Here is a 17,501-nt window from a genome sequence, read left to right as displayed (position 1 = left end):
GTCTAGCCGATCGCCCGAATAGTTACGGTAATCCGGCATGATGTAAATCATCCGGAGGGTGGCTTGATGGGGGATTTCGCTGGTCCGATCCTGGTCGTGCTGGTGCTGATCCTTCTCAACGCGGTGTTCACCGGCAGCGAGATGGCCGTGATCTCGTTGCGGGAGAGCCAGCTGCACCGCCTGGAACGCCGGTCCCGGGGCGGCCGGGTGCTCGCCCGCCTCGCCCACGACGCCAACCGCTTCCTGGCCACCATCCAGATCGGCATCACCCTGGCCGGTTTCCTGGCCGCGGCGATCACCGCCCGGTTCCTCTCCGAACCGCTCGAGGAACGCCTCGGCGTGGTGGCCGCGACCCTGCTGATGACCACCGCCCTGACCTTCGTCACGCTGGTCCTCGGCGAGCTCGCGCCGAAGCGGATCGCGCTGCAGCGCAACGAGGCCTGGGCGCTGGTGATGGCCCGCCCGCTGGAACTGCTCGCCCGGCTGGCCCGGCCGGCCGTCTGGCTGCTCGGCAAGGCGACCGACGGGGCGGTCCGGCTGGTCGGCGCCGACCCGGCCGCCCGGCGCGACGAGGTGACCCCGGAGGAGATCCGCGACATGGTCGCCGCCCAGCGGGAGTTCTCCGCCGAGCAGCGGACCATCATCTCCGGCGCGTTCGCCATCGCCGACCGGATCCTGCGGGAGATCCTGGTGCCCCGCCGGGACGTGCTGACCCTGGCCAGCGGCATGCCGGCCGCGGAGGCGCTGCGGACCCTGATCGAGGGCGGGCACTCGCGGGCGCCGGTGATCGGCCCGGTGGCCGGGCTGGACGACGTGATCGGGGTGGTGCACCTGCGGGACCTCGTCGGCGCCCACGGTCCGGTCGACGACGCGGCCCGGCCCGGTCTCTACCTCCCGGAGACGCTGCGGGTGTCGGACGCGCTGCGGCAGCTGCGGACCGAGCGGCAGCCGCTGGCGCTGATCGTCGACGAGCGCGGCGCGGTGGACGGCATCGTCACCCTGGAGGACCTGGTCGAGGAGATCGTCGGGGAGATCTACGACGAGACCGACGCGGACGGCGCCCCGACCGTCCGGGAGGCCGACGGGGCGCTGCTGATGCCCGGCTCGTTCCCGATCCATGATCTGCCGGACATGGGCTTCCACCGGGACGCCCCGGAGGACGGCGACTACACCACGGTGGCCGGCATGGTGCTGGCCGCGCTCGGGCACATCCCGACCGAACCGGGCGAGGTGGTGGTCCTGCCGGAGTTCACCGCCGAGGTGGTCGAGGTGACCGGCCGGGCCATCACCCAGGTACGCGTCCGCGCCCTGGAGGAGTCCCGCGACTGACAGGGTGTGCGACTTCCGGCGTCCCGGAGCCCCCGATCACCGGTTCGAGCAGCGGGAACGCTTGCGGACGCGAATGTGCGGCATAGGCTCGCGTCCATGACAACGTCGTCGAACGCCTATGAGTACCTGGACAACGTCGGCCCGCAGGAGCAGGCCCGGCTCGCGGCGGTGCGCCGTTACCGGCTGGTGGACCAGCCTGTCGAGGACGCGTACGACCGGATCGCCTTCGTGGCGGGCGCCATCTTCGACACTCCGATCGCGACGGTCTCCCTCGTCGAACGGGACCGGGTGTGGCTGGCCGCCTGTCAGGGTCTGAGCGGGGTTCGGCAGATCGGCACCGAGCCCGGCCTGTGCGCGTCGGTCATCGCCCAGGACGACGTCTATGTGATCAACGACGCGGCCGTCGACCCGCGCACCCTGGAGCACCCGCTGGTCCGGGGCGAACTCGGTCTGCGGTTCTACGCCGCCGCGCCGATCCGCACCCACGACGGCTACCGCCTGGGCACGGTCAACGTGATCGACAACCGGCCGCGGGAGGCGTCCCCGCGTCAGCTGCGGGCCCTGGAGAACCTGGCCTCGATCGTCTCCGACGAGCTGGAGCTGCGCCTCATGGTCATCCGCAGTGCGGCCGCCGAGCAGCGGATGCGCGAGACGGTTAACTGATCTGTCACGGTGGGTATCCGTACCGCATGATCTGGAATTTTCTTCGCCGTATGGTCCTGACCGCCGTCCTCGTCCCGTTGGGTGTGGCCGGTGCCCGCAAGCTCAGTGACGCCGTCGAGCGTCGCCGCGGCCCGCAGAACCGGGCCTCCCGGTGGCTGCGGCAGGGTGCCGACACCGCCCAGACGCTGTTCGGGCGTAAGAAGCGCCGGCGATTCAGTTTCCGCTGACCTGGGTAACGGCGGCGACATGCAGACCCCCCGCACGATCGCCGTCGTTGCCCATCAGCGTAAGACCCTCGGTGGCGGACTCGACGAACTGCGCCGCAGGATCACCGGCCAGGGCGTCGACAAGCTGCTCTGGTTCGAGGTGCCGAAGAGCCGCAAAGCCCCCAAGCAGGTCCGCAAGGCCGTCAAGGCCGGCGTCGACCTGCTGGTGGTGTGGGGCGGTGACGGCATGGTCCAGCGCACCCTGGACGTGCTCGCCCAGGAGGGAAAGGCCGGCCGGAAGATCCCGGTGGCGATCATGCCGGCCGGCGCGGGCAACCTGCTCGCCGGCAACCTCGGCATCCCCACCGACCTGGAGAAGGCCGTGGAGATCGCGTTCACCGGCGAGCGCCGCCGGTTCGACCTCGGCAAGCTGGCCGGCGAGCACTTCGCGGTGATGGCCGGCGTCGGCTTCGACGGCGCGATGATCAAGGATGCCGACGGGGACCTCAAGGACCGGCTGGGCAAGCTGGCGTACGTCTGGACCGGCATCCGGCACGTCAACGGTGAGGCGCCCCGGGCCACCATCGCCGTGGACGGCGTCCCGTGGTTCGACGACGAGGCCAGCTGCGTGCTGATCGGCAACGTCGGCAAGATCACCGGTGGGATCCGCGCGTTCGACGACGCGGCCCCGGACGACGGCTGGCTCGACGTCGGCGTGGCCACCGCCCAGGGCGCGACGCAGTGGGCCCGCGCGCTGGGGACGATGGCGGTCGGAAGATCCGATAAGTCGCCTTTCGTCCGGACTACCCGCGCTCGTCGGGTTGACGTCACCCTGGAATCGAAGCTCGAATATGAGCTGGACGGCGGCGCCCGGGCGAAGACCAGGAAGTTCACCGCCGAGGTGGTCCCCTCAGCGGTCACCCTCTGCGTGCCGCGGCCTGACCTTTCGACTGACCGATAGCCGACAGCGCTTCCGGAGCGGTTTCTGGTGAATTGTGCTGCCGCTGGAAGTGCTGTGCCGTCGCGCCCAGACTGGCTGCTCATCACCGGAACACCAGGGGGTCGACCATGACGCAGTACCTCGCGGCGTACCTGGGTGCGCTGCTCACCGCGGGCGGATCACTCGCGTTCGCGTACCGGATGGGCCGGGCCAACACGGCCTGGCACGACGTCAGATCCGCCAAACTCGCGGTCCGTGCCACCCGGCGGATCGCCTGGGCGCACACGGTCCGATTAACCGCCGGCGCGATGGTCCTGCTCGCCGGACTGTTCGCCGCCGCTTTCGATCTCGCCCGCTGACGACGTGTGGCGATTTCGGGCGCGCTACGCGCCCGAAATCGCCACGCTGGGCGTCGGGTGTGGTGAGTTGGGGCGCGTGGCGCGCCCGAACCCACCACGGCGACCGTCAGGCGATCTGCTGCCACCAACCGTCGACCGCCGGCGGGTTGTCCACGTCGACCCGCTCGCCCGGCCGCGGCACCGCCAGTTTCACCCCCTGGGCCTTCGCCTCGCTCCAGGTGCGGTCGGCCGGCTCCGACCAGTCGTGCAGCGCCAGGTTGAACGTCGCCCAGTGCACCGGGATCATCAGGCCGCCGCGTACGTCGCGGTGGGTGGCCACGCCGTCCTCCGGCGTCATGTGGATGTCCGGCCAGGCGTCGCCGTACGCCCCGATCTGCACCAGCGTCGCGTCGAACGGCCCGTGCTCCGCGCCGATCTCCGCGAACCCCGGGAAGTAGCCGGTGTCGCCGGAGTAGAACACCTTCCGCGTCGGGCCGATGATCACCCAGCTGGACCAGAGGGTGTCGTCCCGGGTGAAACCACGGCCGGAGAAGTGCCGGGCCGGCGTCGCGACCAGGTCGATCCCGGCCACCTTCGCCTTCTCGTTCCAGTCCAGCTCGATGATCCGGCTCTCCGGCACGCCCCACCGTTCCAGGTGCGCCCCGACGCCCAGCGGCACCAGGAACGGCGCCGACTGCAGGTCCACCAGGTTCTGGATGGTGACCATGTCCAGGTGGTCGTAGTGGTCGTGGGAGATCAGCACCGCGTCGATCGGCGGGAGTTCCCGCAGCGGCATCGGCGGCTCGTGCAGACGCCGCGGGCCGGCCAGCCGGGACGGGGAACACCGGTCGCTCCAGACCGGGTCGAGCAGCACCCGGCGGCCCTCGATCTCCACCAGCGCGGAGGAGTGGCCGTACCAGGTGACGTGCAGGCCGTCCGCCGGTGTGCCCGGTGTCGGGACGACCACCGGCACCGGTTGATGCGGTCTGCGCATCTCCCGGCCGGTGAGCGTGGCCGCGGCGGCCTTCGGCATCGAGGTGCCGGTCAGCATCTCGGCCGGCAGTGAGTTGCGGAACTTCCCGTCCGCGAACTGTGGGGACGCGTCCATCCGGGCGCGCCGGGCGCCACGCGCCCGCGCGCCGAGTTGTGCGGGAATGTCGCGGGCGGCCCAGACCGCCGCGGCGCCGAGGGCCAGAGCCATCACGGTACGGGTACGAGCTCGCTTCGCCATGCGTCAAGTCTGGCCTGTTCGAGGGCCGCTCTGCCACCGACCTCCTCAGCCTGCCCTCAGCAACCTGCCGGTATGACACACTGCGGCCGTGACCCTCGACGTCCTTCAGGCACAGCACCGCCTCATAGTGCGGCAACGCATACGTTTCATGGTCAATCAGTACGAGGTACACGGGGTGACCCCGGACGGCCAGGAGGCCGGTGTCCTCGCCTTCGCCCAGCAGAAGCGCTTGGCGTTCAAGGAACAGGTGACCCTCTACACCGACGACACCAAGCAGTACCCGCTGCTCGGGTTCAAAGCCCGCCAGGTGATCGACCTCGGCGCCACGTACGACGTGACCGACCCGGCCGGCCAGCCGATCGGCCTGTTCCGCAAGAATTTCGCGGCGTCGCTGCTCCGGTCCACCTGGATCGTCGAACAGCCCGGCTACGGCGAGATCACCGGGCAGGAACGCAACATGTGGGTGGCCGTCCTGCGCCGCTTCGTCGACTACCTCTCCTGGTTGCCGTACCACTTCGACTTCACCATCGCCGGCCGCCCGGCGTTCTCGGTGGTCCGCAAGTGGGGTCTGCGGGACCGCTACGAGGTCAGCATCCACGACCAGTACCTCGACCGTCGCCTGGTGGTGGCGATGGCCGTCGCGTTGGACGCCCTGCAGTCCAGGTAGATTTCCGGGGATGGACGATCCCCGTGCCCAGCGCCTGTTCGGCGACACCCTGGTCGCCCCCGGCGACCTGGCCGCCAGCCCGTTCCGCGTCGACCGGGACCGGATCGTCAGTTCACCGTTCCTGGCCCGGCTGGCCGGCGTCACCCAGGTGATCAGCCCGGGCGGCGCCGGCCTGCTGGTGCACAACCGGCTCACCCACAGCCTCAAGGTGGCGCAGGTGGGCCGGGCCATCGCCGAACGCGTCCGGGCCGCTGAGCCCGACCTGGCCGAGAAGTTGGGCGGCTGCGACCCGGACGTGGTGGAGGCGGCGGCCCTCGCCCACGATCTGGGCCACCCGCCCTTCGGCCACCTGGGCGAACGCGTGCTGGACCGGCTGGCCCGGCACCGCCTCAACCTGCGTGACGGGTTCGAGGGCAACGCCCAGTCGTACCGGATCGTCACCAGCACCGAGATCGGCGGCCAGGCGACCGCCGGTCTCAACCTGACGAACGCGGTCCGCGCCGCGATCCTGAAATACCCGTGGACCCGGCGCACCCACCCGGACCCGCACCCGCGATTCATGGATCCGGCGCCCCGCGGTGCGGCGGTGGTCCCCGACGACCCGGACGGCGGTTCGCTGAAGTTCGGGGCCTATTCCACCGAGGTCGGCGACATGCGTGCCGCGCGGGCCCCGTTCACCGGCCGGGTCGCCGACTGGCAGCAGACCGTCGAGGCCTCGGTGATGGACACCGCCGACGACATCGCCTACGCCATCCACGACCTCGAGGACGTGCACCGCGTCGGCGTCCTGCAGCAGGGTGCGGTCGCCACCGAGCTGATGGCCTGGCAGCGCTGGGGCGCCGAGACCGACCTGACCCGGTCCGGTGGCGCGATCGAGTCGCTGCGCCGCCAGCTGCACCGCAAGGACGCATGGATCGCCGACGACGACGCTTTCGCGGATGCCGTCGAGCTGGTCCGTGCCGAGTTGGTCGACGGCCTGCTGGCCCGGCCGTTCGACGGTTCCATCGAGGCCGAGGCCCGGGTCGCCGCGTTCTCCGCCACGTGGACCCGCCGTCTGGTCGACTCGATCGAGGCAACCGGTCAGCCTGCGATCAGAAGCGGTCACGTGCAGCTGTCCCGGGCGCAGTGGCACGAGGTGCAGATCCTCAAGTTCGTACAGAATCGCTTCGTCCTGGAACGTCCCGATCTGGCGCTGCACCAGCGCGGGCAGGCCCGTCTGCTGGCCTCGCTGGTGGAGGCGCTGCTGGCCTGGCTCACCGACCCCGACGAGGAGCAGCGACTGCCCCGTCGCCTGCGTGACCTGGTCGAACTCGCCGAGGCCGAGCTTTCCGCCGAGATCCCGGACCGGCTGGAGCGCGCGCGTGGTCGGGCCGTCATCGACTTCGTCGCCGGCCTCACCGACAGCCAGGCGATCGGCCTGATGGAGGCGCTGTCCGGGCGGTCACGGCAGCTCTGGACGGACGCCTTCGTCCTGTAGGGCACGGAGGATCAAAATCGGAAGATCGATGTCGTAGCGGGGTGGTGGGTACAGACCGTCGCTCCCGCCGAGGGCCCGGCGACTCCCGCTGGCCGCTACGCGTCCAACCCGCGAGAGCCACCGGGCGACCTGCGTGCGCGGTTGCGCTCCTCAAAAGCCGGTCACATGAAGAGGCCGCCGGTGGCCCGGAGGTTCTGGCCGGTCAGCCAGGCCCCGTCGGGGGAGCAGAGGAACGCGACGACGGCGGCGATGTCAGCCGGGGTGCCGAGACGGCCCAGCGCGGTGACGGACGAGGTGACCGCCAGCAGCTCGGGTGGGTTGGTGGCGCGCAGCATGTCGGTGTCGGTCGCCCCGGAGGACACCGTGTTGACGGTGATCCCGCGCGGCCCGAGCTCGCGGGAGGCCACCCTGGTGAACTGCTCCAGGGCGCCCTTGCTCCCGCAGTAGAGCGCCAGCCCCGGAGCGGCCACCACGGTGTTGAGGCTGGAGACGGTGACGATGCGTCCGCCGTCACGGAGCAGCGGGATCGCCTCCCGGATGGCGAACAGCGGGAACGTCGCGTTGATCGTCATCACCCGCTCGTAGTGGTCCGTGGTCAGCTCACCGATCGGTGTCTGGTCCGCGACGGCGGCGTTGAGGACCAGGATGTCCAGGCCGCTGTCGCGTACCGGATCGAACATCGCCGGCAGAGTGCCGAGGTCGGCCTGGTCGCAGCGCACCGCCACCCCGTCGCCGATCTCGGCGGCCAGCTCGGCGGCCGCCTGCGAACTCTCCCGGTAGGTGAACACCACCCGGGCCCCGTCGGCCGCCAGACGCCGGACGATCGCCGCGCCGATGCCCCGCGAACCGCCGGTGACCAGTGCGACCCGTCCGGCGAGAGGGGCGGAATCGTGGAGTGTCATGACTGGGGACGCTAGGGCGTGCCGAAGGCGATGTCGACCGATCGAGGCATGTGGATCTTCAAAAGGGGAGCCGCAAGGCCGCCGGTGCGTGCGCCGGCACGACCGGCGATCGGGGCGGGACCGGCGCGACCCGGCGGTACGCCGCCCCGAGCGGCGGCCGCGGATCCGGGTCACCGTGCACGGGCCAGAGGGAGATCGCCCGCTCGGCCAGCGCGGTGATCGTCAGCGACGGGTTGACACCCAGGTTCGCCGGAACCGCCGAACCGTCCACCACATGCAGGCCCGGATGACCGAAGACCCGGTGGTAGGCGTCCACCACCCCGGTCTCCGCCGACTCGCCGATCGTGGCACCGCCCAGGATGTGCGCGGTCATCGGGATGTCGAAGACGTCGCCGACCGTGCCACCGGGGTAGCCGCCGATCCGGTCGGCGAGCCGCCGCACCGCCTCGTGGCCGACGGGGATCCAGCGCGGGTTCGGGTCACCGTGTCCGGGGCCGGTGGTGAGCCGTCCGCGCCGGGTCCGCCGTACCGTCAGGGAATTGTCCGCGGTCTGCATGACCAGGGCGATGATGGTCCGTTCGCTCCAGCGGCGCACCGACAGCGAGTGCGCCAGGACCACCGGGTGGCGCAGGGCCTGGCCGAGGAAGCGCAGCGGTCGCGGGACGCGCCCGCCGCCGTCCACCAGGATCGTCGACAGCAGGCCCATGGCGTTGCTGCCGGGGCCGTAGCGGACCGGTTCGATGTGGGTCCGTTCGTCCGGGTGGAACGACGAGGTGATCGCGACGCCGCGGGAGAACGGTTCGGCGGGCACGTCCCTGGTGGCCGCGCCGAGCAGTGCCTCGGAGTTGGTCCGGGTCAGCGTGCCCAGGCGGGGGGAGAGGGCGGGCAGCACCCCGGTGTCGCGCATCGCGTGCAGCAGACGCTGGGTGCCGAGCGCCCCGGCGGCCAGGACGACCTGCCCGGCGGTGTGGACCTGCCCGGTCCGGGTCTCCACCCGCCAGCCGTCGCCGTCCGGCCGCAGGGCGGTGACCTCGGTGTCCGGGTGGACGACCGCCCCGGCCCGCTCGGCCAGGTGCAGGTAGTTGACGTCGAGCCGGTTCTTCGCGCCGACCCGGCAGCCGATCATGCAGTCGCCGCACTGGGTGCACCCGGTCCGGTCCGGGCCGGCGCCCCCGAAGTACGGGTCGGGCACGGTCCGTCCCGGTTCGCCGAAGAAGACGCCGACCGGCGTGTGCCGGAACGTGTGCCCGACGCCCATGTCCTGCGCGACCTGCCGGATCGCGCGGTCGGCGGGCGTGGTGGCGGGCTGGTCGGTGACGCCGAGCATCCGGGACGCCTGGTCGTAGTGCCGGTCCAGTTCACCGGCCCAGTCGGTGATCCCGGACCAGCGCGGATCGTCGAAGAACGCGGCCGGCGGACGGTAGAGGGTGTTCGCGTACACCAGGGAGCCGCCGCCGACCCCGGCGGCGGAGAGCACCACGATGTCCTTGAGCAGGGTGATCCGCTGGATGCCGCGCAGGCCCAGCCGCGGCGCCCACAGGAAGTTCCGCAGGTCCCAGGAGCTGCGCGGCAGCGTCGCCGGGGTGAACCGGCGACCGGCCTCGAGCACGCCGACCCGGTAGCCCTTCTCGGCCAGCCGTAGAGCGCTGACACTGCCGCCGAATCCGCTGCCCACGATCACGACGTCGTAGTGCACCCCTGCAAAGTATCAGCGCCGGTAGATGGTTATCGAGTATCCGACCTGGTCGATCGGGGTGGCGCCGTCGAGCATCAGCTTCAGCCGGGGGGTGACGGTGGCGACCCGGGAGTCGGAGACGACGAGCAGACCGTGGATCTCCTCGGGCCGTACGGTGTACGGATCCCGGTAGTCGATCCCGTAGTAGCGGGGCACGCCACTGCCCTTGTAGACCAGCCACACCTGTTCGCCGGGGTAGTCGGCCTTCAGCTTCTGGGCGAGCCGGGCAAGGTCCTGACCCCAGTCGACGTTGGCGTCGTGCAGGTTGTTGTGGGTGTTCGCGGTGCCGCCGAACGCCTCGTTGGAGTAGGGCAGGTAGTAGGGGAAGGTGAGCATCGAGCTGACCGCCACCGCGAGGGCGAGCAGGCCGGCCACGATCTTCGCCCAGCGCCACCGGATCAGCACGACGGTGCCGGCCGCGACGGTCAGGAACATCGGCAGGAAGATGACGTACCGGGTGCCGAAGTTGCGGGAGCCGGTCATCGTGACGAGCAGCAGCACGGCGGAGACCGGCACCAGGTAGAGCAGCGCGGCGCGCAGCCGGGGGATCACCAGCATCGTGATCATGCCGGCCGCCCAGAGCGCCAGCATCCCCAGCGGCGTCTTGATCAGGATCGCGACCGGCATGTAGTACCAGGGGGAGCCCTTGTAGGACTCGCCGAGCAGGAAGCCGGTGTACGTCTTGTCCTCGAACTTGAACTGGGTGAGCATCCCGTCCTTGTAGGCCTGCGGGAACGGCAGCCACTCCACGGCGAGCCCGCGCAGCCCCAGGTCGTCCGGGTTCGGCAGGCCGACCGGGCTGGCCCAGTACATCCGGCGGTCGACGAGCAGGTAGGAGATCCACACGACCGCGATGGCGATCAGCCCGAGGGCGGTCGTCGCGGCGACGCTGACGCCGATCCGCCACCCCAGCGGGATGACGCCCTTCGGTTTCGGCTCGGGCTCCGCCTCAGGTTCGGGCTCGGGCTTCGCGTCGGGCTCGGGCTCCGAGGCGGGTTCCGGTTCGGGCTCCGGGGTGGGCTGCGCCGGGAGCGGACGTTGCGCATGCCAGGCGGACCAGGCCGCGAGAACAACCAGCAGGGGTACGGCCGGAAGCACGCTCATCCGGGTCGCCAGCGCCGCGCCCAGTGCCGCCCCGGCCAGAGGTAGGTAGGGCATCATCGTCGTCCGGGCGCGCCACGTCAGCCAGAAGGCGGTGAGCAGCATCCCGGCGGCCGGAACGTCGAGCGTCGCCAGCGACCCGTGGGCGATCACATCGGGCGAGAAGGAGTACAGCGCCAGCGCCAGCAGCCCGCCGGCCGGCCCGGCCAGGTCCCGCGCGAACGCCAGCACCACCAGCCCGAACACCAGGGTCAGCAGGATGATCGGCAGCCGGGCGTAGAGCAGCAGCTGGAACGGGTTGTTGCCGCTCTCGTACAGCAGATGACGGCCGAGCCGGGTCTGGTTGCCGGTGTACCCGGGGTCGAGCTTCGGGTCCGCGAACGCCGTCCCGGCCGCGATGATCAGCTTGCCGAGCGGCGGGTGCTCCGGGTTGTAACGCAGGCTGTGCTGCTGCCGGTACACCTCGGCGGTCGCCACGTAGACCGGTTCGTCGATGGTCGGCGTCTGCTGCATGGCGGTGGTGACCATGGCGAACGCCATCTGTCCCAGCATGGCCACAACGGCGAGCAGATAGAGGAGGCGGCGGCGCGGCATCGCGCAAATCTAGTCGGTGCCGGTGGAGTGGATCTCACCCGCCGGGTCGGAGGCCCACGGTACGGGTGGCGACCAGTCCCCGGACCGGGTCGCCGGTCACCGACGCGATCTCCAGGGGCCAGCCGCTGGTGAAGCAGGTGTCGGTGGCCAGGCTGACGTCGTCGAGGCGCCCGTGGGCCCACCCGTATGCCTGGGTGCAGGCGTCACCCGGAAGTGCGAGTTCGGCGGTGTGCTCCGGCGCGGAGCCGGGCGCCGGGCGGATCTCGACGTGCAGGTGCGGCCAGTGTCCCGGGTACGCCTCCGGGAAGACGCCGGCGAACCGTACCCAGCCGGCCTCGTCGGTGGTCCGCTGTTCCGGGGCCGGCCGCGTCGTGGCGGGGGAGCAGTCCCACATGCTCACCGCGTACCCCACGAGAACCCGCCCGGACCAGGCGCTCAGCAGGCGCAGGCGCACGGTGAGGGGGATGAGGGCCGCCCGCGAGGCGAGGGCGAAGGCGGAGTCCGGGGCCGGTGCCCGGGCGGGGAGCCGGACCCGGCCGGCGAGCGGTGTGCGGTGGTGGTCCTGCGGCTGGCGGACGGTCATGGCGCCTCCCAGGGTCGACGACCGTCTGTTCGGCACCGGGCGCCCGGGATCGGAAGGAACCGGGGGCACAAACAGTGGCACCCCGGAGCGTTCGCCCCGGGGTGCCACTGGTCGCGTGGTGGAAGGAAGGGTCAGACCGTTGTCGGAACGCGACCGGCCGAGTCGGTGTGGCCGGCCTGGTCGTCCTGCTCGGCCTGGTAGGCCGCCCACTTCTCCTCGGCGGCGGCGAGCTTCGCCGGGTAGGCGCGGCAGGCCTTGAGGAGCTTGTAGATCAGGAACAGCTCGAAGGCGAGCAGACCGGCGCCGGCCAGGATGGTGACCGGGATGATGAATCCGGTGACCGGCGCGATGATGAAGACGGTCATCTCGTATTCGATGCCACTGATCAGGTGGGTGCGGATCCGGCGGGCCCGCAGGAAGCTGCCGATCCGGCGCTTGAGCGACGGCTTGCCGGTGGTCGGCCGGGGCTGCGACGCGGTGTCCTCCTCGGGCATCTCGTCGGCCGGCTCGCCCATCTCGGCGGCGGGTGTCGGCTGGGTGGTCACCGGCGGCTTCAGCGCGTCCAGCTGGTCGCGCATGACCTTGCGGACCTTCTGCATCTGGGCGCTGTTCAGGTAACGGAACAGGTCCAGGAAGATGGCGATCGCCATCACCCAGAGGTAGGTGTCGTTACCGGTCTTCGCATACTGCCCGCCGAAGAGCGCCAGGGCGATGAAGAAGACCCGGACCCGGTCGAGGACGAAGTCGAGCCATTGGCCGAAGATCGTCCCGGTGCCGTTCAGCCGGGCGATCTTGCCGTCCATGCAGTCGACGACGAAGCTGAGGTGGAACAGAATGCCGCCGGCGACCAGCCACCAACGGTCACCGATGGCGAAACTGACCGCCGCTCCGGTGCCGAGAATGGTCGCGATCAGAGTCAGAACATTGGGCGTTATCCATCGGTACGGCGCCACCTGACGCACCAGTCGAGACGCCAACGGGTCGACCAGAAGCACGGTCCACCACGCGTCGACCGGCTTGTAGGTCCGCTCCCGGATCTCCTGCAAGGTCACCTTCACGCGCGGCACTTTAGACCTTCATCCTATGAAAATGCTAAGTACCCCGCCGGTTCACCTAAGCCCGCTACCTGCAGTGACGTCCGTTTCGCGTCGTGGTGACGAAACCGTTGCGTCCTGTGAGTGCGAGACATCGATCCGTGATGATCCACCGGGGGTGGGCCGTTCCCTGTGAGGACTCTATCCCGAGGCGTGCGGGACGGCCCAGGTGCGCTCGGCGGCCGTGGCTGGACCGATATCTTCGCCCGGGTGGCCCGACCGCCGGAACTTCCGGCCATCGGGCCCATTCCGGTCTACGCCCGCTTCGCCTGCCGCAACTCCGCACCGACGTCGTGCAGGTGCCGCAGCGCCTGCCGGTACGAATCGATCAGACCGGTCAACTCGTACGAGACACCGATCTCCTCGCAGTAACGCTGCACCAGCGGCTGGGCCTTGCGCAGGTTCGGCGTCGGCATCGCCGGGAACAGGTGATGCTCGATCTGGTAGTTCAGCCCGCCCAGCGCCGTGTCGACCAGCCAGCCGCCGCGGACGTTGCGCGAGGTCAGGACCTGCTTGCGGAGGAAGTCCTCGGAGCCGTCCGGGTGCGGCATGCCCTTGTGGTTCGGCGCGAACGTCATCCCCAGGTACACCCCGAAGAGACCCTGGTGCACCACGAAGAACACCAGCGCCTGCAGCGGGGACAGGACCAGCACCAGGGCGGCGAGATACCCCAGGATGTGCGCCGACACCAGCACCGACTCCAGGCCGCGCCGCTTGCCGCGCTCCCGGATCAGCCAGTTGATGCTGTCCTTGCGCAGTGACAGGCCCAGCAGGGAGAGCAGCGGGAAGAAGAACCAGGCCTGATGGCGGACCACGAAACCCCGGCCCCGGGCGTCCTCGGCGTTCCAGACCAGCACCTCCGGGCTGACATCCGGATCCAGATCGTCGTGGTTGGGATTGGCGTGGTGCTTGGTGTGCTTCTCCATCCAGTACCCGTAGGACATCCCGATCGCCACGTTGCCGAAGATCAGGCCGGCCCGGGCGCTCGGCTTGTTGGTCCGGAACACCTGCCGGTGCGCCAGGTCGTGGGCGACCAGCCCGACCTGCGCGAAGAGCACCCCGAGGAACACGGCCACGGCGATCGTCCACCAGGAGTCGCCGATCAGGAAGAAGGCGGCCCACCCGCCGGCCAGGGCGAGGGTCACCAGGCTCAGGCGTACGGCGTAGTAGGCCGGCCGCCGTCGTAGCAGGCCGGCCGCGTTGATGCGTCGGTTGAGTTCGGCGAAGTCACTTCCGCCGCCGGTCCTGGTCTCGGCTGTCATCGTCATACGCACAGCTAACCGGCGCGATGGCATTTGGTCAGGAGTATCCACTCCCTCGTGCATAGGAGGCTGACACCCCGGTGGGGAGTAGGGCTGGCACTACCGACACCGGTGGTGCCCGGGGCCCAGGATGAGGACATGGACTCGCGTGACTGGATCCGCGACGGCGTCCGGGCCCTGGCCGGGGGTGCACTCGCCATCCCGCTGGCGGTGCTCAACCTCCCGCTCCTCGTGCTCTCCGTCGTCTCCCTCGCCCTGGTGCTCGTGCCCGGTCTCGGGATGCTGCTCTTCCCCCTGGTCACCCGTTTGGTGCGGGCCCGCACCGGACTGGCGCGCCGGCTCGCCGGGCGGTACGGCGTGCCGATCGCCACGCCGTACCGTGTGCTGCCCGCCCCGGCCCGGATCGGCGGTCCCCGCCGACTGCGCTGGCTGCTCACCGACCCGGCGACCTGGCGCGACCTGGCCTGGCTCCTGCCCGGCGCGGTGGCCGGGTTCACCCTCGGCGTACTCACCCTGGCCGTCCCGATCTACGGGGTGGAGGGCATCCTGCTGATCCCACTATGGACGTGGCTGGGCGGCGTCTGGAGCGGCTACGGCGCCATCTGGCCGATCCAGACCGTCGGCGACGGCTTCCTCTCCCTGCCGCAGGGCACCCTGATCCTGATCATCGGCATCGCCGCGGCACCCCACCTGATGCAGGCCACCGCCCACGCCGACCGGCTGCTGCTCGCCCCGACCCGCAACGCCGAGTTGCGCCTGCGGGTCAGCCGGCTCACCGAGACCCGAGCCGACACGGTCGACGCGCAGGCCGCCGAACTGCGCCGGATCGAACGCGACCTGCACGACGGCGCCCAGGCCAGGCTGGTCTCCCTCGGCATGACCATCGGAATGGCCGAGGACATGGTCGAGGACGACCCGGCCGGCGCCCGCAAACTGCTCGCCGAAGCCCGCGAGGCCAGCACCGCGGCCCTGGTCGAGCTGCGCCACCTGGTCCGCGGCATCCACCCGCCGGTGCTCGCCGAACGCGGGCTGGAAGGCGCGGTCCGGGCGCTCGCCCTGGCCCTGCCGGTGCCGACCGAGGTGACCGCGGCGCTGCCCGCCCGGCTGGAGACCCCGGTCGAGTCGGCCGGCTACTTCGCGGTCGCCGAGGCGCTGGCCAACCTGACCCGGCACAGCTTCGCCCGGCACGCCTGGGTGGAGCTGTGGCACACCGGGGAGTCGCTGGTGATGCGGGTCGGCGACGACGGCCTCGGCGGAGCCGACCCGGCCGGCGGCACCGGGCTGCGAGGTATCGAACGCCGTCTCGCCGCCTTCGATGGCACGATGAGCCTGTCCAGCCCGCCGGGCGGACCGACCGTCGTGACCATGGAGCTGCCGTGCGCGTTGTCATCGCCGAGGACCTCGCCCTCCTCCGGGACGGCCTGATCCGACTGCTCGAGGCGTACGGGTTCGAGGTGGTGGCTGCGGTCGACAACGGACCGTCCCTGCTGCCGGCGCTGGTGGAGCACCGGCCGGACGTGGCGGTGGTGGACGTACGCCTGCCGCCCACCTTCACCGACGAGGGCCTGCAGGCGGCGATCGCGGCCCGCGTCGAGGTGCCCGGCCTCCCGGTGCTCGTCCTCTCCCAGCACGTCGAACCGCTGTACGCCCGCGAACTGCTGACCGACCGCAACGGCGGCGTCGGCTACCTGCTCAAGGACCGCATCGCGAACGTGACCCAGTTCGTCGACGCGGTCCGCCGGGTCGCCTCAGGTGGCACGGCGATGGACCCCGAGGTGGTGTCCCAGCTGCTCGCCCGCCGTCAGCCGCCGCTGGCCGCGTTGACCGTCCGCGAACGCGAGGTGCTGGGCCTGATGGCGGAGGGACGCTCGAACGGCGCGATCGCCCAGAAACTCTTCATCGGCGACAAAGCGGTCAGCAAGCACATCAACGGCATCTTCACCAAGTTGGCGCTGCCCCCGTCCGACGACGACCATCGGCGCGTCCTGGCCGTCCTCGCCTACCTCAACGCCTGACCGCTCGTGACTGTTGCTCACGGCTGTCGCGGCAGGGACAGCCGTGAGCAACAGCCGGACCCGTGTCGTTGCTTTCCGGATCGCCGTGCGACGCCTCCGCCGGACCCGCAACAGCGTGTTGCGCGTTCGTCGACGGCCTCGCTCACTGGACCTGGCCGCTCCGCCGGTGCCCGAAGGCGGCAGCGGGTCCACCGGCCGCCCCGCCGGAGAGCGCGGACGCGGCCCAGGGGCCCGCTGCCGGCGGGGTGAGGGTGGGAGTGCTTCAGTGCGTACCCCGTAGAAGGGCGACGCGGCCGTCCTGGCCGGAGGCCCAGCAGGCGCCGGACGCGCAAGCGACCGCGTCGAAACTGCCCGTGTCGAAGCGGCGCCACGTGGCGCCGCTGTCGTGGGTGATGTCGCTGCCGGTGGGGCCGACCGCGAGGGCGGTCCGGCCGCGTCCGGTCCAGGCCACGCCGGAACGGTAGGCGCCCGGAACCGTGCGGGAGACCGTCCAGGTGCGCCCGCCGTCGCGGCTGACCGCCGAGCCGTCCGGGGCCGAGTCCGGGACGGCGTAGTCGCCGCCGACCGCCAGGCCGGTGCGCTCGTCACGGAAAGCCAGGGCGTAGACACCGGCGCTGGGGCCGCTCGGGATCGGTGAGTCGGTGACCGACCAGGTTCGCCCGAAGTCGTGCGAGGCGAAGACCCGGGCGGTGGCGTCACCGCCGGTCGCGAACCAGGCGTGCCGGCCGGAGGCGACCAGGCAGGTGCCGCCGGCCGCGAAGGCGAACTCGCCGGGCAGCGCGTCCGGCATCCCGGTGGAGGGCAGGACCGTCCAGGAGCGGCCGCCGTCGCCGGTGGCGAGGATCCGGAAGCGCCCGTCGACCGGGTCGGACAGTGCCAGACCGTGCCGCTTGTCGCCGAACGCGACACAGTCGTAGAAGGCGGCCGGATCGTCGTTGCGGAACACTTCGGTCCAGGCGTGCCCGCCGTCGGCGGTGCGGTAGAGCCGCGAGTCGGCGCCGTTGCCGATGGTCAGCGCCACCGCGGTCCGCGCGTCGAAGGCCTCGATGTCACGGAATTGGAGGGCCGCCGCGTCGGCCGGCCCGGTGGAGGTCCAGTGCCGGCCGGCGTCGGTCGTGCGCAGGATCGTTCCGGCGCTGCCGGCCACCCAGGCGACCCGGCCGTCGACGGCGGCGAGCCCCCGGAACCGGGCGGTCGAGCCGGTGTCGGTGAGCTGCCAGGACGGTTCCGGCCCGCCGGTGAAGCCGAGGCCGCCGACCAGGGCGAGCGCGAGTGCGGCTATCGACAACTTTCGCTGCATTGTCATGCTGGCCGAACTTACCCGCCTCGGCAGGTGTGTGACACGGCACGGATTCGCCGACCGC

General features: G+C 71.1%; 17 protein-coding genes. 9 read left to right on the top strand and 8 right to left on the bottom strand.

What is annotated here, in order from left to right:
* Positions 1 to 66: 66 nt before the first annotated feature.
* The 5 genes from WH85_RS17945 (at position 67) to WH85_RS17925 (ending at position 3,497) form a co-directional block, all read left to right on the top strand.
* Complete coding sequence (locus tag WH85_RS17945) at positions 67 to 1,329, top strand: hemolysin family protein (RefSeq protein WP_045743039.1); 1,263 nt, start codon at positions 67 to 69, stop codon at positions 1,327 to 1,329.
* Positions 1,330 to 1,425: 96 nt separating this feature from the next.
* A complete protein-coding gene (locus WH85_RS17940) occupies positions 1,426 to 1,992 on the top strand; it encodes a GAF domain-containing protein (protein ID WP_045743038.1) in 567 nt (188 codons plus the stop codon).
* Positions 1,993 to 2,042: 50 nt separating this feature from the next.
* A complete protein-coding gene (locus WH85_RS17935; protein ID WP_245673987.1) occupies positions 2,043 to 2,219 on the top strand; it encodes a hypothetical protein in 177 nt (58 codons plus the stop codon).
* A gap of 19 nt (positions 2,220 to 2,238) precedes the next feature.
* Positions 2,239 to 3,159, top strand: a complete 921-nt coding sequence (locus WH85_RS17930) for a diacylglycerol/lipid kinase family protein (RefSeq protein ID WP_045743036.1) — start codon at positions 2,239 to 2,241, stop codon at positions 3,157 to 3,159.
* A gap of 107 nt (positions 3,160 to 3,266) precedes the next feature.
* Entirely contained in the window at positions 3,267 to 3,497 is a 231-nt protein-coding gene (locus WH85_RS17925; RefSeq protein WP_045743035.1) for a hypothetical protein, read from the top strand.
* Between the two features lie 106 nt (positions 3,498 to 3,603).
* On the opposite strand, the gene WH85_RS17920 is transcribed toward WH85_RS17925, so the two are convergent.
* Entirely contained in the window at positions 3,604 to 4,707 is a 1,104-nt protein-coding gene (locus WH85_RS17920) for an MBL fold metallo-hydrolase (protein ID WP_045743034.1), read from the bottom strand.
* 148 nt (positions 4,708 to 4,855) lie between these two features.
* On the opposite strand from WH85_RS17920, the gene WH85_RS17915 reads away from it, so the two are divergent.
* Both WH85_RS17915 and WH85_RS17910 read left to right on the top strand, forming a co-directional pair.
* The gene (locus WH85_RS17915; protein ID WP_425394649.1) at positions 4,856 to 5,374 is read left to right on the top strand and encodes an LURP-one-related family protein; all 519 of its coding nucleotides are present in this window, start codon (positions 4,856 to 4,858) and stop codon (positions 5,372 to 5,374) included.
* A 10-nt stretch (positions 5,375 to 5,384) separates the two neighbouring features.
* A complete protein-coding gene (locus tag WH85_RS17910; RefSeq protein WP_045743032.1) occupies positions 5,385 to 6,851 on the top strand; it encodes a deoxyguanosinetriphosphate triphosphohydrolase family protein in 1,467 nt (488 codons plus the stop codon).
* Positions 6,852 to 7,012: 161 nt separating this feature from the next.
* Here WH85_RS17910 and WH85_RS17905 read toward each other — a convergent pair whose 3' ends face one another.
* From WH85_RS17905 to WH85_RS17880, 6 genes are all read right to left on the bottom strand, one after another.
* Positions 7,013 to 7,753, bottom strand: a complete 741-nt coding sequence (locus WH85_RS17905; protein WP_045743031.1) for an SDR family NAD(P)-dependent oxidoreductase — start codon at positions 7,751 to 7,753, stop codon at positions 7,013 to 7,015.
* A gap of 58 nt (positions 7,754 to 7,811) precedes the next feature.
* Positions 7,812 to 9,449, bottom strand: a complete 1,638-nt coding sequence (locus WH85_RS17900) for an FAD-dependent oxidoreductase (RefSeq protein ID WP_045743030.1) — start codon at positions 9,447 to 9,449, stop codon at positions 7,812 to 7,814.
* A 12-nt stretch (positions 9,450 to 9,461) separates the two neighbouring features.
* Entirely contained in the window at positions 9,462 to 11,183 is a 1,722-nt protein-coding gene (locus WH85_RS52970; RefSeq protein WP_045743029.1) for a phospholipid carrier-dependent glycosyltransferase, read from the bottom strand.
* Between the two features lie 34 nt (positions 11,184 to 11,217).
* Positions 11,218 to 11,766: a peptidase associated/transthyretin-like domain-containing protein gene (locus tag WH85_RS47050; protein ID WP_052720522.1), complete on the bottom strand. Its 549-nt coding sequence runs from the start codon at positions 11,764 to 11,766 to the stop codon at positions 11,218 to 11,220.
* A 131-nt stretch (positions 11,767 to 11,897) separates the two neighbouring features.
* The gene (locus WH85_RS17885) at positions 11,898 to 12,824 is read right to left on the bottom strand and encodes a CDP-alcohol phosphatidyltransferase family protein (RefSeq protein ID WP_063775523.1); all 927 of its coding nucleotides are present in this window, start codon (positions 12,822 to 12,824) and stop codon (positions 11,898 to 11,900) included.
* 290 nt (positions 12,825 to 13,114) lie between these two features.
* Positions 13,115 to 14,128 carry a fatty acid desaturase family protein gene (locus WH85_RS17880; protein ID WP_157411069.1) on the bottom strand — a complete coding sequence of 338 codons (1,014 nt, stop codon included), beginning with the start codon at positions 14,126 to 14,128 and terminating at the stop codon, positions 13,115 to 13,117.
* A 132-nt stretch (positions 14,129 to 14,260) separates the two neighbouring features.
* On the opposite strand from WH85_RS17880, the gene WH85_RS17875 reads away from it, so the two are divergent.
* Both WH85_RS17875 and WH85_RS17870 read left to right on the top strand, forming a co-directional pair.
* Entirely contained in the window at positions 14,261 to 15,547 is a 1,287-nt protein-coding gene (locus WH85_RS17875; RefSeq protein ID WP_045743028.1) for a sensor histidine kinase, read from the top strand.
* The gene (locus WH85_RS17870) at positions 15,499 to 16,137 is read left to right on the top strand and encodes a response regulator transcription factor (RefSeq protein ID WP_045743027.1); all 639 of its coding nucleotides are present in this window, start codon (positions 15,499 to 15,501) and stop codon (positions 16,135 to 16,137) included. The genes WH85_RS17875 and WH85_RS17870 overlap by 49 nt, the downstream gene beginning before the upstream one ends.
* Positions 16,138 to 16,399: 262 nt before the next feature.
* On the opposite strand, the gene WH85_RS17865 is transcribed toward WH85_RS17870, so the two are convergent.
* Positions 16,400 to 17,443 (bottom strand): WD40/YVTN/BNR-like repeat-containing protein, encoded by a 1,044-nt coding sequence (locus WH85_RS17865; RefSeq protein ID WP_045743026.1) that lies wholly within the window; start codon positions 17,441 to 17,443, stop codon positions 16,400 to 16,402.
* Between the last annotated feature and the right edge of the window lie 58 nt (positions 17,444 to 17,501).

Source organism: Actinoplanes rectilineatus (genome assembly GCF_000962825.1).
In the GTDB taxonomy this organism is placed as follows: domain Bacteria; phylum Actinomycetota; class Actinomycetes; order Mycobacteriales; family Micromonosporaceae; genus Actinoplanes; species Actinoplanes rectilineatus.
The sequence above is the reverse complement of the archived record's forward strand: the minus strand, read 5'-3'. Positions and strand labels throughout refer to the sequence as shown.